Annotated in this window: 13 protein-coding genes; 5 read left to right on the forward strand and 8 right to left on the reverse strand. The window is 44.9% G+C overall.

Features of this window, described 5'->3' with window-relative positions; all coding sequences use genetic code 11:
- Positions 1-224 precede the first annotated feature (224 nt).
- The gene (serA, locus tag F7Y48_RS08190; RefSeq protein WP_005393937.1) at positions 225-1,457 is read left to right on the forward strand and encodes a phosphoglycerate dehydrogenase; all 1,233 of its coding nucleotides are present in this window, start codon (positions 225-227) and stop codon (positions 1,455-1,457) included.
- Positions 1,458-1,517: 60 nt separating this feature from the next.
- Here the strand turns inward: serA and F7Y48_RS08195 are convergent, their stop codons facing one another.
- Entirely contained in the window at positions 1,518-2,210 is a 693-nt protein-coding gene (locus F7Y48_RS08195; RefSeq protein ID WP_005393939.1) for an oxidative stress defense protein, read from the reverse strand.
- Between the two features lie 227 nt (positions 2,211-2,437).
- Positions 2,438-3,334, reverse strand: coding sequence for a LysR family transcriptional regulator ArgP (locus F7Y48_RS08200; RefSeq protein ID WP_046875104.1), 897 nt, complete (start codon positions 3,332-3,334; stop codon positions 2,438-2,440).
- A 146-nt stretch (positions 3,335-3,480) separates the two neighbouring features.
- Here F7Y48_RS08200 and F7Y48_RS08205 point away from each other — a divergent pair, with 146 nt between their 5' ends.
- Positions 3,481-4,110, forward strand: coding sequence for a LysE/ArgO family amino acid transporter (locus tag F7Y48_RS08205; protein WP_258505851.1), 630 nt, complete (start codon positions 3,481-3,483; stop codon positions 4,108-4,110).
- A 19-nt stretch (positions 4,111-4,129) separates the two neighbouring features.
- On the forward strand, positions 4,130-4,612 hold the full coding sequence (locus tag F7Y48_RS08210; RefSeq protein WP_104974797.1) for a YbaK/EbsC family protein: 483 nt from the start codon (positions 4,130-4,132) through the stop codon (positions 4,610-4,612).
- Positions 4,613-4,658: 46 nt separating this feature from the next.
- On the opposite strand, the gene mscS is transcribed toward F7Y48_RS08210, so the two are convergent.
- From mscS to F7Y48_RS08235, 5 genes are all read right to left on the reverse strand, one after another.
- Entirely contained in the window at positions 4,659-5,525 is an 867-nt protein-coding gene (mscS, locus tag F7Y48_RS08215; protein ID WP_005393946.1) for a small-conductance mechanosensitive channel MscS, read from the reverse strand.
- 434 nt (positions 5,526-5,959) lie between these two features.
- Positions 5,960-7,036 (reverse strand): class II fructose-bisphosphate aldolase, encoded by a 1,077-nt coding sequence (gene fbaA, locus F7Y48_RS08220; protein ID WP_005393947.1) that lies wholly within the window; start codon positions 7,034-7,036, stop codon positions 5,960-5,962.
- Positions 7,037-7,190: 154 nt separating this feature from the next.
- On the reverse strand, positions 7,191-8,351 hold the full coding sequence (locus F7Y48_RS08225; protein WP_005393948.1) for a phosphoglycerate kinase: 1,161 nt from the start codon (positions 8,349-8,351) through the stop codon (positions 7,191-7,193).
- A gap of 153 nt (positions 8,352-8,504) precedes the next feature.
- Positions 8,505-9,542 carry an erythrose-4-phosphate dehydrogenase gene (gene epd / locus F7Y48_RS08230; RefSeq protein WP_248381215.1) on the reverse strand — a complete coding sequence of 346 codons (1,038 nt, stop codon included), beginning with the start codon at positions 9,540-9,542 and terminating at the stop codon, positions 8,505-8,507.
- 131 nt (positions 9,543-9,673) lie between these two features.
- A complete protein-coding gene (locus F7Y48_RS08235; protein ID WP_316683301.1) occupies positions 9,674-11,632 on the reverse strand; it encodes a ligand-gated channel protein in 1,959 nt (652 codons plus the stop codon).
- A 140-nt stretch (positions 11,633-11,772) separates the two neighbouring features.
- On the opposite strand from F7Y48_RS08235, the gene F7Y48_RS08240 reads away from it, so the two are divergent.
- Entirely contained in the window at positions 11,773-12,666 is an 894-nt protein-coding gene (locus tag F7Y48_RS08240) for a LysR family transcriptional regulator (protein ID WP_005393954.1), read from the forward strand.
- Positions 12,667-12,759: 93 nt separating this feature from the next.
- On the opposite strand, the gene tkt is transcribed toward F7Y48_RS08240, so the two are convergent.
- Complete coding sequence (tkt, locus tag F7Y48_RS08245; protein ID WP_005393956.1) at positions 12,760-14,754, reverse strand: transketolase; 1,995 nt, start codon at positions 14,752-14,754, stop codon at positions 12,760-12,762.
- Positions 14,755-15,069: 315 nt separating this feature from the next.
- On the opposite strand from tkt, the gene metK reads away from it, so the two are divergent.
- The gene (gene metK / locus F7Y48_RS08250) at positions 15,070-16,224 is read left to right on the forward strand and encodes a methionine adenosyltransferase (RefSeq protein ID WP_005381027.1); all 1,155 of its coding nucleotides are present in this window, start codon (positions 15,070-15,072) and stop codon (positions 16,222-16,224) included.
- Positions 16,225-16,395 lie beyond the last annotated feature (171 nt).

The following is a 16,395-nucleotide window of genomic DNA, read 5'->3' on the forward strand; positions in this document are numbered from 1 at the left end:
CATACGGTGCTGCAAGGCACCGTTTTTTATTCCTTTCTCTAAGAAAATTATCTCTTATTCCGTAATTTTCTTACCCAAAGCAATTTTTTTTTGTTACTTTATTGAACAGAAGACGCACAAGGAAACGTTTGTCCTCCTACAAAACTATCAATTATCCCCTTTTTAATAGTTTTGCCCAATGTGCGCCACGTTAGCCCACCTTTCCATTTTAAGGACGAGAAAAAATGGCCAAAGTTTCACTGGAAAAAGAAAAGATTAAGATCCTCTTGTTAGAGGGACTACACCCTTCTTCAGTTGAAGTTCTTCAAGCAGCTGGTTATACCAACATTGAGTACCATAAAGGTTCCCTTCCGGAAGAAGAATTGATTGAAGCGGTTAAAGACGTGCACTTCATCGGTATTCGCTCCCGTACGAACCTATCCGAAGAGGTAATCAATGCGGCGAATAAACTGGTTGCAATTGGCTGTTTTTGTATCGGTACTAACCAAGTAAACCTAGACGCAGCAGCAAAACGCGGCATTCCTGTGTTTAATGCACCGTTCTCTAACACACGCAGTGTGGCTGAGCTAGTGCTTGGTCAAATCCTACTACTTTTGCGTGGCATTCCTGAAAAGAATGCGCTTGCACATCGCGGTATTTGGAAGAAAAGTGCTGACAACTCTTACGAAGCACGTGGCAAACGTCTTGGCATTATCGGATACGGCCACATTGGTACGCAGCTAGGTATTATTGCCGAAAACTTAGGTATGCGCGTTTACTACTACGACATCGAGAACAAATTGTCCCTTGGTAATGCGACGCAAGTACATACCATGAGTGAACTACTAAACAAGTGTGACGTAATTTCTCTGCACGTTCCTGAAACGCCAGAAACAAAAAATATGATGGGTGAAGCTGAGTTTGCTCGCATGAAGCCAGGCTCAATCTTTATTAATGCAGCACGCGGCACTGTCGTGGATATTCCAGCACTTTGCCATAGTTTAGAAGCGGGTCACATTGCGGGCGCTGCGATTGATGTGTTCCCGACAGAACCGAAAACGAATGCCGACCCGTTCGAATCTCCTTTGCAGAAGTTCGATAATGTCATCCTCACTCCACACGTTGGTGGTTCAACGCAAGAAGCACAAGAGAACATCGGTGTTGAGGTCGCAGGAAAACTGGCGAAGTACTCTGACAACGGCTCTACGCTTTCAAGCGTAAACTTCCCAGAGGTGTCACTGCCAGAGCACGGTGGTGAATGCTCTCGCTTGCTTCACATCCATAAAAACCGTCCTGGTATTCTTACTCAGATCAACACCATCTTCGCGGAAGACGGTATTAACATTGCTGCACAGTACCTACAAACAGCCGCTGAAATCGGCTACGTAGTGATCGATGTTGAAACCGAGCGCTCAGAAGAAGCGCTAGCGAAACTGAAAAGTATTGAAGGCACTATCCGTGCTCGTATCCTTCACTAATTTGTGAAGCAGAAATAACAAAGGCAGGGAATACCCTGCCTTTTCTTTTTGCACCCAGTATTACTTCAGCTTGTAAATCACGTCAACTTGATCGCGAATAATCATGGTAGAATCTTGGTAGCTGTTTGCCCCTTCTTTACTGTCCATCGCCATCGAGCGCATTAGAACTGGCTGAACGTGCATCTGTCTGTAATTGATCTGCCAAACATCACCCAATTTTTTCTCAAAGCCAGTAGCCAGTGACGCTGCTTTTTCTCGCGCATCCTGGATAGCCGCCATGCGTGCCTTTTGCTGATACTCAGCCTGGTTGCTTACCTTAAGTTGAATATTATCAACCTGATTAATCCCTGCTTCTAACGCCATATCTAGGTACTGGTTTAGGTTTTTTAGATCCGTAACCGTCACATCAATGCTACGAGAAGCGCGATAACCAACGAGCTCTGCTTTACCAGATTTAGGGTAGTGGTATTGAGGCGCAAGGTATAAATTCGAGCTGGTAACATTGTCTTTTGATAAGCCAGCATCGGACAGATTTTTCAGAAATTGCTCAACGGTTTTGTCTACTGACTGCTTGGCCTGTTCAGCAGTCATTGTCGTGTCTACCACTTTTACAGAAAACGTCGCCATATCTGGTGTAGCAATAACTTCACCATAACCTGTCGTCGTTACGTGAGCAAATTCAGGCGAGTTCGCCAACACTGAAGCACTAGTAAGGCTGAGTGCAGAAGCCAGCAAAAATGAATACAGTCTCATTCAATAAATCCATCCATACAAAAATAAAGTACTTACTCTCAGCAGAAAGGCTCAAAATTCAGACAAAACTATCACTACTGAGAAAGTGTATGGTTTCATAATAGAAACTTCTGTCGATTATCCAAGCACTCAGAATGACTTCTAACACAACTTTGACTATGTAACATTGGCGTAATTTTTCAACGAAACACTCTGTCGGCAATGAACCCATCGATGCGACAATGAACTTATTGAGGTAAGTGTCGCTGAGCATACCCGACTATCGCGTGTGAGATTTCTTGTAGAACCCCCGTTTCCAGTTGCCAATGATGCCAATAAATCCGATGGGACATTAAAAAACCGGGAGTAACATCAACCAACGCGCCACGCTCTAGCTCGTCGGTAATTTGCAAACGAGGGATTAAGCAATAGGCTACACCAGCTAACGCCACTTTTAGAAACGCTTCAGAGCTGCTGATGTTATGGTGAATGACGCTATCAGGGCTGACATTGAAATGCTCGGTAAGAAAGGTTTTATGTAGGTCATCATATTGATCATACGAAACGGCCGGCGCCTTGGCCAACGTCTGGTTATTAACGCCTTGAGCAAAGTAACGCTGATAAAACTCCGGGCTCGCGACACAAACGTAATCAACACGTCCCAAGTAATCCGCTCTACAGCCAGGTATCGGCTGGGATTCTAAGCTGATCGCCCCCGTCACTTCGCCACTTTTTAGCTTTTCGATGGAACGAGATTCACCGTAGATAGTGAGTTTGAGTTCAACCTGACGCTGCTTCATGACATCTTGCAGTGCAGGCAGTAGCCAAGTAGCAAGGCTATCAGCATTGGTCGCCAAAGAGAGTTGTACAGGTCGAGTACTGGTATCATTCTTGAGTTCGGGCAGAATTTCATGCTCGAGTAAGCGCACTCGACGATAAAGGCCTAATAACTTTTTACCAATCGGCGTTGGCTTGGGTGGTTGACTACGAACCAAAACGGGTTGTGCGAGAAACTTTTCTAATTGTTTAATACGTTGAGAAATAGCTGATTGCGAGACAAATAAATGTTCGGCTGCACGCTCAAAGCTCCCCTGATAAACCACGGCATCTAATGCCTCAATCCATTTATAGTCCAACCCTCTCATCCTGATCTTCCTCTCCTGATAAAACATCAACCCTTAAATTAGCTTGGCTAATATAATATTAAAATCATTAATTATACTTATTTAGATAAACTCTTTATCTTTCACTCTTCTGAGAATTTATTGGTTATTTTGAAGTGAGGTGAAGTGTGAGCTTGTGGGTTCTATTGCAAGGGTTTGGTTTAGGGGCATCAATGATCATTCCGATCGGCGCACAAAATGCGTATGTCTTAAATCAAGGCATAAAGCGCAATCATCACCTGACGACTGCCACTATTTGTAGCATCCTAGATATGATCTTCATTTCTCTAGGTATCTTTGGTGGTGGTGCGATTCTGTCTCAAAACGAAATCTTACTAACATCGGTGACGCTTGGTGGTATTGCCTTCCTGAGCTTTTATGGATTACTGTCACTTAAGAGTGCGTTTAAGTCAGGCAGTGAGTCAGAATCAAAAGGTGAAGTCGTCGCTCGTGGTCGTCGAACGGTCATATTAGGTGCTTTAGCCGTCACAGTACTTAACCCACACTTGTACTTAGATACAGTCGTTATTCTGGGCTCTATTGGTGGGCAGTTTGAAGGCCATGACCGAATTGCTTTTGCACTAGGTACGATGATGGCTTCCTTTGTTTGGTTCTATACCTTGTCGATAGGAGCCGCAAAACTAGGTCCTACCCTATCAAAGCCAAGAGTGAAAAAAGGCATCGACATCGCGGTCGCAGTAATGATGTTCACGATTGCGTATGTTTTAGCTAGCGAACTTATTGAAAAGTACTGGTAATCAACAGGACAACAAAGACATGGAGTCACTAAAGCGTATCTATGATATCAATAGAGAGCGACTCAACGCGCTCTCTATTCCTTTTCGGGAATGGCAGCATGAAGCCATCTTAGACTTTGACACGGATATAAGAGTTGCGTCCGAGCTTGGATGGACAGGCACACACACCAAAAGCCTCTTCTTAAAACTTAAAGGACAAGGCTACGCAATTTATCTAACAGAAAAAGACTCTCGCCTCGATGCCAAACAAATAAAGGCCGTCACAGGTAAACGCCCCTCAATTTGTGACGACGGTGAAATGGTCGAAGTGTTAGGTTGTTTGCCTGGAGCGGTATGTCCGATTGGCTTACCTGAATATGTCACGCTCATTGTTGATACAACCCTGTATCAACACGAAGAGTTGCTCTATACGCCAGGATTGCCTGAATTCACCTTTGGCTTTGCAGGTAAACATCTAAAACGTCTATTGCTTGCCGGTAATCACATTCTTTATGAGATATAAAAAAGCGAGGCCAATTGGCCTCGCTTTCGAATATCTACCGCTTGTATTAAGCGTCGATTTTGTTCAGATGAACATCCATTTGTGGGAATGGAATTTCGATACCATTTTCATCCAATGCTTCTTTAATACCTTGCATTGCATCAAAGTATACGCCCCAGTAATCTGCAGTTTTCACCCATGGGCGAACCACAAAGTTTACTGAAGAGTCTGCCAGCGTAAGTACGCCGATTGTGATATCAGGATCTTTCAAGATACGCGGATCTTTTTCTAGCGTCTCGCGAATTACTTTCTTCGTTAGTTTAAGATCCGCTTTGTATGACACACCAATCACTAAGTCGACACGTCGCGTTGCATGACGAGAGTAGTTAGTAATTGCACCACCGATTACTGACGAGTTAGGCACAACAACCATCTTGTTGTCTGGTGTTTTTAGAACAGTTTGGAAGATTTGAATTGCTTCAACACTACCCGCTACACCGCCAATTTCTACGTAGTCGCCAGATTTGAATGGACGGAACGCAACAATGAGTACACCAGCTGCAAAGTTTGATAGTGAACCTTGTAGCGCAAGACCAACAGCAAGACCTGCCGCACCGATTACAGCCACGACTGAAGCGGTTTGAACGCCTAATCGACCAAGAGCGGCGATAAGTACGATTACAAATAGCAAGTAACGAACAAGACCGTGAATAAATTCAACGACAGCCTTATCCATGTTTTTCTTTTCTAGTACTTTAGAAACACTACCAGCGACTGCTTTAACGATAATATTACCGATAAACAGAATAAGCAGCGCAGAGATAATGTTCACACCGTACTGAACCAGTAGATCTGAGTTGTTTGTCAGCCAAGTTTCAGCCTGAGTTAGACCATCCGTTAAAGTGGTATCGATACCCACCGATTCACCTGCCATAATTCTTATCCTCAAAAATAAAGATATATAAATCCAATTGCCGTTAATTTATGAACCTTGTTTTTTAAAGGCTCTTTTCTAAAACAACATCCCTATTGCCCCACTGAACAGTGTCAGATTTTTGGCACAATATCCCAACTTTGACTTTTTTCAAAGTCAGAGTTTCGCAAAGATATGCAAAACAAGACTTTATCAGAGTTTTCTGATATTGGCTTGTTACAGGTTACGCAATGCACTCTTATTTCGCCACTCCTATGACTGATATTCCTATGTTTTTATTTAAAAACGTTAAAGGGGGAACATCCCACCAGAAAATACAACCTGACGCATAAAGATATCAATAGGAAAACAGGGAAAGAAACATAGGGGCAAAATGATAGACATAAAAAAACCCGCTCAAAAAGCGGGTTTTTAAGTAACTTAATCAGTAACGATTATAGTACGTCAACTGCGTTTAGGTCAGCAAATGCTTGCTCTAGACGAGCTACCATTGAAGCTTGACCAGCACGTAGCCATACGCGTGGATCGTAGTACTTCTTGTTTGGTGCATCTTCACCAGTTGGGTTACCGATTTGACCTTGTAGGTAATCGTGGTTTTCAGCTTCGAACTTACGGATACCATCCCAAGTTGCCCACTGTGTATCAGTATCGATGTTCATTTTGATAACACCGTAACCGATAGACTCACGGATTTCTTCTAGAGAAGAACCTGAACCACCGTGGAATACGAAGTTTAGAGAGTTCGCTGGAAGACCGAATTTCTCAGAAACGTGCGCTTGAGAATCACGTAGGATAGTTGGAGTTAGAACAACGTTACCTGGCTTGTACACGCCGTGTACGTTACCGAAAGATGCTGCGATAGTGAAACGGTGGCTGATTGCGCTTAGTTTCTCGTATGCGTATGCAACGTCTTCTGGAGAAGTGTATAGCTCAGACGCATCCATATCAGAGTTGTCAACGCCGTCTTCTTCACCACCAGTACAACCTAGTTCGATTTCTAGAGTCATGTTCATTTTAGCCATGCGCTCTAGGTACTTAGCAGAAATCTCGATGTTCTCTTCTAGAGACTCTTCAGAAAGGTCGATCATGTGAGAAGAGAATAGTGGCTTACCAGTTTGCGCGAAGTACTCTTCACCAGCGTCTAGTAGACCGTCGATCCAAGGAAGTAGTTTCTTAGCAGCGTGGTCAGTGTGTAGGATTACTGGAACACCGTAAGCTTCAGCTACAGCGTGAACGTATTTCGCACCAGCAACAGCACCTAGGATTTGAGCCTCTTGACCTTCAAGTTTTAGACCTTTACCAGCAAAGAAAGCAGCGCCACCGTTAGAGAATTGAACGATAACTGGAGCTTTAACTTTTGCAGCTGCTTCAAGTACTGCGTTTACAGAGTCAGTACCCACACAGTTTACTGCTGGAAGTGCAAAGCTGTTTTCTTTTGCAACTTCAAATACTTTCTGAACGTCATCGCCAGAGATAACACCTGGTTTTACGAAGTCGAAGATCTTAGACATGGATGTAATCCTATTTATCTGTCGTTTTTAAACAAAACTTGTTAAGTTGAAAATCTTGCAAACGTTTGCTCACAACTGAGGCTATTCTAGCAGAGTTCCTCACACGTTGCAGCAAACAAGAAAGCGGGAGAATCACTCCCCCGCTTTGCTTTAATTACTTAGCGCGTGCTTCTAGCATTTCTACTGCTGGAAGAACTTTACCTTCTACGAACTCAAGGAAAGCGCCGCCACCTGTAGAGATGTAAGAAACGTCAGCTTTGATACCGAACTTGTCGATAGCTGCTAGCGTGTCACCACCACCAGCAACAGAGAAGCCTTCAGATGCTGCGATAGCTTCTGAGATACCTTTAGTACCTGCTTCGAAGTTCTTGAATTCGAATACGCCTACTGGACCGTTCCATAGGATAGTCTTCGCGTTCTTAAGGATTTCTGCTAGTTCAGCTGTTGAATCTGGGCCAAGGTCGAAGATCATGTCGTCGTCTTGTACTTCAGAAACGTGCTTAATTTCTGCTTCTGCGTTTTCGTCGAATGCTTTCGCACATGCAACATCAGTTGCTACTGGAATTGCACACTCATCCATTAGCTTCTTAGCAGTGTCTACTAGATCCGCTTCGTATAGAGACTTACCAACGTTGTGGCCAGCAGCTGCGATAAATGTGTTAGCAATACCACCACCAACAACTAGTTGGTCAGCGATTTTAGATAGAGACTCAAGTACAGTTAGCTTAGTAGAAACTTTTGAACCACCTACGATAGCAACCATTGGGCGAGCTGGGTTGTCCATTGCTTTACCTAGCGCTTCAAGCTCGTTTGCTAGAAGAGGGCCAGCACAAGCGATAGGTGCGTGCATACCAACACCATGAGTTGACGCTTGAGCGCGGTGAGCCGTACCGAATGCATCCATTACGAATACGTCACATAGTGCTGCGTATTTCTTAGATAGCTCTTCGTCGTTTTTCTTTTCGCCTTTGTTAAAGCGAACGTTTTCTAGAACAACAAGTTCACCAGCGTTTAGCTCTAGGCCATCTAGGTAGTCTTTTGCTAGCTTAACTTCACAATCTAGTGCGTCGTTTAGGTAGTTAACAACTGGTTGTAGAGAGAACTCTTCAGCGTATTCACCTTCAGTTGGGCGACCTAGGTGAGACGTAACCATTACTTTAGCCCCTGCCTCTAGGCAGTGCTTAATAGTTGGAAGAGATGCGATGATACGTGCATCTGAAGTTACTTTACCGTCTTTTACTGGCACGTTTAGGTCAGCACGGATAAATACACGTTTACCTGCAAGATCCAGGTCAGTCATCTTGATTACAGACATGATGTGTCCTCTCAAATATTGATAATTAAAGTTTTTGAAAACTCGGCAACCCTGCCAAGCCTGTTAATTCTTCAAACTGGTTATAGATGATATGGAGATATCATGGATTTATTTCAAGGCTTGAAATAAAAATTCTCCATCACTTCTTCGTCATTACTGATCCACTTGAGAAGAAGCTTGCATTGCTAAGGCAGTATCCAGCATCCGGTTAGCAAAGCCCCATTCATTGTCGCACCAAACGAGCATTTTTACGAGTTGCCCGTTACTCACTCTAGTCTGGCTTCCATCTACAATCGCACTATGGGGATCGTGGTTAAAGTCGATGGAAACGAGTGGCGATTCAGTATAGTCAACAATGTTACGTAATGTACACTGAGATGCGTTAACAATGGTTTGATTTACGTCATTAACTTTCACATTTGTATTAATTGTGACACTTAAATCCATTGCAGTGACGTTAACGGTTGGGACACGAACAGAAATTGCTTCGAATTTGTTGGAAAATTTCGGGAAGATTCTTTCAATCCCCTTATGCAACTTGGTGTCAACCGGAATAATAGATTGGCTCGCAGCGCGGGTACGGCGTAGATCGTTATGGTACGCATCGATTACTTGCTGATCGTTCATGGAAGAGTGAATCGTGGTAATGGTACCGGACTCAATACCGAAGGCTTCGTCTAACACTTTAATGATGGGAACGATACAGTTGGTGGTGCAAGAGCCATTGGAGACAACACGGTGTTCGTCTTTCAGAGTTTCGTGGTTCACACCATAGATAATCGTATTATCTATGTCGTTTGCGCCCGGGTGTGAAAACAGCACTTTCTTCGCGCCAGCTTCTATATGCGCTTGCCCATCGGCTTGTGAACCAAACACGCCAGTGCAATCCAAGACAATATCGACTTCTAAATCACGCCAAGGAAGTAGTTCGAGTTCAGAGAGGTGAAGAATGCGAATAGAGTCATATTCGCCGCTGTCATGATGAACATGCAAGTGTTCTTGGTCGTGGGAGATTTTTTTACCGAAGCGACCATGACTAGTGTCATATTGCAGTAGGTGCGCCATCGCTTCTGGCTGCGCTAATTCGTTAACCGCCACAACCTTGATCTGCTGATGTTTTCCGCTTTCATATACGGCTCGCAGAACATTACGACCTATACGTCCAAATCCATTGATCGCAACCTTTAGCATTTATCCTTCGCCCTACCAAAAATTTCGTGTCACAGATACTACCTGATCAGGCTGAAAAACGCACCTGTTGAATCATAGTAAAGCAGGATTAAAAAAGGCCGAGACAATGCTCGGCCTTATTACAACAATAATTAAAATGCGACGTCTAAACCTAACCAGTAGCGACGACCATCTTCGACATATCCGTATTCTTCGTAACTGATTTCCTCATCCAGCAAGTTATAGATCGCGCCTTTAATACGAGTATTATCGGTTAACTGGTATGTCACACCAGCGTCCACAAAGGTATAAGCAGGCTCTACAATACTGTTTCTTGATGGGCCAGTAACCGGATCCATTTCTTTACCTCGGTAAGTGACTTTAGCCCAGCTTTCTAGATCTGTTGTTGTTTGCCAAGTTACATACACATTAAACAGATGCTTTGGTAACTGTTGCAGCGGCATGCCTTTGTATTCACCTGTTTTTTGCTCTGAGTCGGTAAATGTGTAGCTCGAGCTGAGGTAAATGGTTTCCGTTAATGGCGATGCTAAGGTCGCTTCAATACCTTGTGTGACCGCTTCGTCCACGTTAATGCGGTACGTTGGATCTGCCCCCCATTGGTTTGGTCCATCTGTACAGATGGTATCTGGACAAACAACACGTGTGATCTTGTCTTTGAACTCATTATGGAACGCAGTCAAAGAGACATCTAAACCAGAGTCACCTTGATACAAGACACTGATTTCTTTGTTTAGCGACGTTTCAGGGTCAAGGTCTGGGTTACCGTAGATATTACCGCCGCCACTGACTTGCGCCCAACCAGGAGTAATTTCACGTAATTGCGGAGAACGGAAACCTGTTGCCACGCCACCTTTCACAGTCCAAGATGGGTCAACTCGCCATACACCATAGACACGCGGACTAAAGTGCGCACCATAGTTTTCGTCATGATCTAGACGACCACCAAGCGTAACGCTAAACGGATCGGCGATTCTCCACTCATCTTCAATGAAAACAGCCCACTGCGTATTCGATGTTTCGGTCTTCGATGACGCTTTATTGGAAGTAAAATCTTCAAGCTCGGCGTGAGTAGCATCCACACCGGTTGTCAGCGTATGGTTTCCAATACCAGTCACTAAGCTCGATTTGAACGTGGTGTTAGTGATCGTCATCTCGCGAGATTTGTTCTCGCTCTCTTCACGTTGTAAGTAAGTATCTGAGATGCCAACCGAGTCCCAGTCGCCATTGTGACTTAGCGTTACATAATTACGACGATATTCGTTGAGTGAATCCTCACAACCTCTTCGGCACCCCGTCGTTGGTACGGAAAGGCCAACGTTACCGCGACGACTTTGTGCCGATGTGCCACCCTCTAGTTGCACAGAATGGCGGTCATTAATCTGGTAGGTCAGTTTTGAAGAGATACTTTGCATATCTTTATCTTCATAACCGTATTCAATATCGTCTTCTTCTCTTGCGGTATACTGACCGTATACTTGGAGAGATAGATTTTCGGCTAGCGGCCCATTGACGAAGAAATTCGCGCTCTGCTCTCCGCCCGAGCGACTGTTTTCTTGCAGAACCGTGCCTAGCTGAACATTACCTGTCCACTCCATCGCGTCTTTTCGCGTGATCACGTTAATTACACCACCAATCGCATCAGAGCCATAAAGCGTCGACATTGGACCACGGATAACTTCAATTCGCTCAATCGCTTGAAGAGGGGGTAACCAGCCTTGTTCGATACCAGGGCCATCACTATTTGGGCGAGTTTCACGTGTGCTTTGACGTTTACCATCGACCAGTATCAAAGTGTATTTAGAACCCATACCTCGGATACTGATATCGGTAGTGTCACCACCACCTGTTACGACGACACCAGGCACACTTTTTAGTGCATCAGTCACATCGCGGTAATAACGAGAGTCCAACTCCTCACGTGAAATCACACTAATACTTGCAGGCGCGTCCGCTTGAGATTGCTCATAACTTGATGCAGTTACAACCACTGTTTCCATTTTAGAAACCGCATCATTGGCAAACACATGAGGGACACTGACGAAGGCTAAAATACCAGTTGCAGTAATAACTGGCAGTCTAAGAGTAGACATCTACATCTCCATAATTGATAATGATTATTATTTTCGAAAGTGAATTATTCACAAATAGAATGAGATGCATAGTGAGAGTTATGGAACGGTTCTTCCCATTTATGGAACCCGTGCATAACGCAGTAAGGAGTAAATGAAATATGCACGACTTAGCATCAATTCGAGCCTTTGATGCGCTCAATCAGCATAAGAGTTTGACCGCCGCTGCCAAGGCCCTTAACCAGCCTAAATCAACGCTAAGTCGTCGCTTAGCACAATTAGAAGAAGATTTCGGTCAGGCTCTAACCGCAAGACAAGGTAACCGATTAGTTCTGACAAGAGCGGGAGAAATTTTTGCCCACTACAGTCGCCAGATTCTTGAGCTAAGTGAAGAGAGTTATGACGCGCTTCAAGGTTTAACAAACCAAGTTTCAGGGCCGCTGCATATTGTTTGTCACACAGCATTAGTTAGAAGTTGGCTAGGTGGTGTGCTCAACGGTTTTCTTGCCGATAATCCTGATGTTAGGGTTCAGCTTACCAGTGACTTTTCTGAAGCGCACCATGACCCAGATTTGTTCATCTGGCTCGGTGAGCGTAAAGATCTCGATTGGCGCAAAGAGGTATTAGGCTCATTTCGTTACACGCCCTTTGCCTCTCCAGCTTATCTTGAACAACACGGTTCGATCCTGCACCCCAAAGAGCTTGAAGCGCATCCGTGGATCGATTTTGGCTCGGTACAAGAAAATGGATTGATGCTCTCACACCCCCAACACGGTGAGTTCTTTTTAGAGCCATTTGTGAGTCGCTTATACAGCGACAACATCGCAATGCAGATCGACAGCATCGCGAATGGTCATGGTATTGGACTGCTGCCAACTTGGACAGCAAGCGGCTACGAGAAACATCATCCGGGTCGAATCACACCTTGCTTAGAAGGTTGGCTTTCAGAGCCCATCTCCATTAACTGCTATACGCCTGCAGGAAGACCACCACTGCGCTTATCCGTACTTTTAGACTGTATTCACCAAAGCATTCCACAAGGTTGGAAAACCTGACAAAAAACAAAAAGGCCATCGCAATGATGGCCTTTCCAACTTTAGTATCTAACAGTCGTCCTTTACGTTCGGACTATTGAGACAATCTAGCAGTTACGCTAGCAATTCTTTTGCTGTGTTCACTACGTTTTCAGTCGTGAAGCCAAACATCTCGAATAGTTGACCAGCAGGTGCAGATTCACCAAATGTCGTCATGCCGATGATGCGACCATCGAAACCAACGTACTTGTACCAGAAGTCAGCAATACCTGCTTCGATAGCGATGCGTGCCGTTACGTCTGATGGCAATACTGCTTCACGGTAAGCGGCGTCTTGCTTGTCGAATGCATCTGTTGATGGCATTGAAACCACGCGTACTTTCTTACCTTCTGCTGTTAGTTGAGTCGCAGCTTCTACTGCTAGCTCAACTTCAGAGCCTGTTGCGATAAGGATAAGCTCTGGCTTGCCTTCGCAATCTTTCAGGATGTAAGCACCTTTCGCGATGTTCGCTACTTGCTCAGCTGTACGATCTTGTTGCGCTAAGTTTTGACGAGAGAAGATAAGTGCTGTTGGTGCATCTTTACGTTCAATCGCTAGTTTCCATGCTACGGCAGACTCAACCTGGTCACACGGACGCCATGTGCTCATGTTTGGCGTTACGCGTAGAGATGCCATTTGCTCAACAGGTTGGTGAGTTGGGCCATCTTCGCCAAGACCAATCGAATCGTGCGTGTACACTTGGATGTTCTGAATTTTCATCAGCGCAGCCATACGCATTGCGTTACGAGCGTATTCCATGAACATTAGGAATGTTGCGCCGTAAGGAACGAAACCACCGTGCAATGCGATACCGTTGATGATAGCGGTCATACCGAATTCACGTACACCGTAGTGGATGTAGTTGCCAGAGAAGTCATCCGTTTCTAGAGACTTAGAACCAGACCACATGGTCAGGTTAGAAGGCGCTAGGTCAGCAGAACCACCCATAAACTCAGGAAGCATTTGACCAAACGCTTCTAGTGCATTTTGCGATGCTTTACGTGATGCAATGTTCGCTGGGTTTGCTTGAAGATCAGCAATGATTTGGTTCGCTTTTTCTTCCCATTCCGCTGGAAGTTCGCCGTTTAGACGACGTTTAAGCTCTGCTGCTTCTGCAGGGTAAGCTGCTGCGTATGCTTCAAACTTTTCATTCCAAGCCGCTTCTTTCGCTGCACCTGCTTCTTTTGCGTCCCACTCAGCGTAAACATCTGCAGGGATTTCAAATGGACCGTACTCCCAACCTAGGTATTCGCGAGCCGCTTGAATCTCATCGTGACCTAATGGCGCACCGTGACAGTCGTGCGAACCAGACTTGTTAGGAGAACCGAAACCGATAATTGTTTTAGTACAGATTAGAGTCGGACGAGGATCCGCTTTAGCCGCTTCAATCGCTGCGTTGATTGCTTCAGGATCGTGACCATCTACCGCTGGGATTACGTGCCAGCCGTAAGCTTCGAAACGCTTAGGTGTATCGTCAGAGAACCAACCTTCAACGTGACCATCGATAGAGATACCGTTGTCATCCCAAAACGCGATCAGTTTGCCTAGACCTAGCGTACCTGCTAGAGAGCATGCTTCGTGCGAGATGCCTTCCATTAGACAGCCGTCACCCATGAACACATACGTAAAGTGGTCAACGATGTCGTGACCTTCTTTGTTGAACTGTGCCGCTAGTGCTTTCTCTGCGATAGCCATACCAACAGCATTAGTGATGCCTTGGCCAAGAGGACCCGTTGTTGTCTCGATACCAGGCGCGTAGCCGTACTCTGGGTGACCTGGGGTTTTTGAGTGCAATTGACGGAAGTTTTTCAGATCGTCAATAGATAGCTCATAACCGCTTAAGTGCAGTAGAGAGTAAATAAGCATTGAGCCGTGACCGTTTGATAGCACGAAGCGGTCGCGGTCGGCCCACTCTGGGTTTGATGGGTTGTGGTTTAGGTGAGAGCGCCAAAGAACTTCAGCGATATCAGCCATACCCATTGGTGCGCCTGGGTGGCCTGAGTTAGCTTGTTGAACACCATCCATGCTTAGAGCACGAATTGCATTGGCAAGATGTTTACGAGACGACATGTCTGCTCCTGAGTACATTAAGCGAAACGAAAAGTAGGTCATAATTCTCTCAAAGCCCTGTTAGGTGTGCAAACGTTTTCCAGCCCAAAACCTCACAAATATTGCACCTTTCGCGCCAAATCGTTCGAAGTTCTTAAAATTATCAATAAATCAGGCAAACGTTTGGTTATAACAAAAACCAAAAAAGAGCTTGTAATTCGAGCAATCAAATTTAGAATAGACGTCTAGATGTAGATACACCTACAAAAATTAGTATTAATTTGCGCTGGAGAGTTTATCATTCCCCAGTTTTAAACCAGATATAGTGGAGCTAACATGGCTAAGCACCTGTTTACTTCTGAGTCAGTATCAGAAGGTCATCCAGATAAAATTGCAGACCAGATTTCTGATGCGGTTCTTGACGCGATTCTAGAGCAAGATCCAAAGGCTCGTGTTGCATGTGAGACTTACGTTAAAACCGGTATGGTAATGGTGGGTGGTGAAATCACGACTTCAGCATGGGTAGACATCGAAGAGTTAACTCGTGAAACCGTTCGTGAAATCGGCTACGTACATTCAGATATGGGCTTTGACGCAGATTCTTGTGCGGTACTAAACACAATCGGTAAACAGTCGCCAGATATCAACCAAGGTGTTGATAAAGCTGACCCTAAAGAACAAGGTGCAGGCGACCAAGGCATCATGTTTGGTTACGCTTGTAACGAAACTGAAGTACTAATGCCAGCGCCAATTACTTACTCTCACCGTCTTGTTCAAAAGCAAGCAGAAGTTCGTAAAAACGGCACACTACCTTGGTTGCGTCCTGATGCAAAATCTCAGGTAACATTCCAATACGATCAAGGTAACATCGTTGGTATCGACGCGGTTGTTCTTTCAACTCAACACTGTGATTCAATCTCAACTTCAGACCTGCGTGAAGCGGTAATGGAAGAGATCATTAAACCAGTGCTACCTTCTGAGTGGATCAACAAAGAAACAAACTTCTTCATCAACCCAACTGGTCGCTTCGTAATCGGTGGTCCTATGGGTGACTGTGGTCTAACAGGTCGTAAGATCATCGTAGATACTTACGGCGGCGCAGCTCGTCACGGTGGCGGTGCGTTCTCTGGTAAAGATCCATCAAAAGTTGACCGTAGTGCAGCATACGCAGCACGTTACGTAGCGAAAAACATCGTAGCGGCTGGCATGGCTGACCGTTGTGAGATCCAACTTTCTTACGCAATCGGTGTTGCTGATCCAACGTCTATCATGGTGGAAACGTTCGGTACTGAGAAAGTATCTCACGACATCATCATTGAAGCGGTTCGTCAATTCTTCGACCTACGTCCATACGGTCTACAAGAAATGCTTAACCTTCTTCAACCTATCTACAAGAAGACAGCGGCTTACGGTCACTTCGGTCGTGAAGAATTCCCGTGGGAAGCGACAGACAAAGCTGCACTTCTACGCGATTTCGCTGGCATCAAATAATCAAGCCAAGCAAGAATCAATCAAGCCCTCGCCTATGGCGGGGGCTTTTTATTTTCAGCAACTTTTATCCAGCCATTTCGGCTCATACCGCCCTGCACCACAAAGCAGTCCTGTTTCTCCCTCATTTTTATACCGAATAAATTTTAAGCAATTATTTGTAAATTACCCCAT

The organism is Vibrio sp. 2-1-2a (genome assembly GCF_032648565.1).
Taxonomy (GTDB): Bacteria; Pseudomonadota; Gammaproteobacteria; order Enterobacterales; family Vibrionaceae; genus Vibrio; species Vibrio diabolicus.

Bases quoted from the DNA above. Each gene is read 5' to 3' on its own strand.
- serA (WP_005393937.1), top strand. From the start codon at position 225: ATGGCCAAAGTTTCACTGGAAAAAGAAAAGATTAAGATCCTCTTGTTA.
- F7Y48_RS08195 (WP_005393939.1), bottom strand. From the start codon at position 2,210: ATGAGACTGTATTCATTTTTGCTGGCTTCTGCACTCAGCCTTACTAGT.
- F7Y48_RS08200 (WP_046875104.1), bottom strand. From the start codon at position 3,334: ATGAGAGGGTTGGACTATAAATGGATTGAGGCATTAGATGCCGTGGTT.
- F7Y48_RS08210 (WP_104974797.1), top strand. From the start codon at position 4,130: ATGGAGTCACTAAAGCGTATCTATGATATCAATAGAGAGCGACTCAAC.
- mscS (WP_005393946.1), bottom strand. From the start codon at position 5,525: ATGGCAGGTGAATCGGTGGGTATCGATACCACTTTAACGGATGGTCTA.
- fbaA (WP_005393947.1), bottom strand. From the start codon at position 7,036: ATGTCTAAGATCTTCGACTTCGTAAAACCAGGTGTTATCTCTGGCGAT.
- F7Y48_RS08225 (WP_005393948.1), bottom strand. From the start codon at position 8,351: ATGTCTGTAATCAAGATGACTGACCTGGATCTTGCAGGTAAACGTGTA.
- epd (WP_248381215.1), bottom strand. From the start codon at position 9,542: ATGCTAAAGGTTGCGATCAATGGATTTGGACGTATAGGTCGTAATGTT.
- F7Y48_RS08235 (WP_316683301.1), bottom strand. From the start codon at position 11,632: ATGTCTACTCTTAGACTGCCAGTTATTACTGCAACTGGTATTTTAGCC.
- F7Y48_RS08240 (WP_005393954.1), top strand. From the start codon at position 11,773: ATGCACGACTTAGCATCAATTCGAGCCTTTGATGCGCTCAATCAGCAT.
- tkt (WP_005393956.1), bottom strand. From the start codon at position 14,754: ATGTCGTCTCGTAAACATCTTGCCAATGCAATTCGTGCTCTAAGCATG.
- metK (WP_005381027.1), top strand. From the start codon at position 15,070: ATGGCTAAGCACCTGTTTACTTCTGAGTCAGTATCAGAAGGTCATCCA.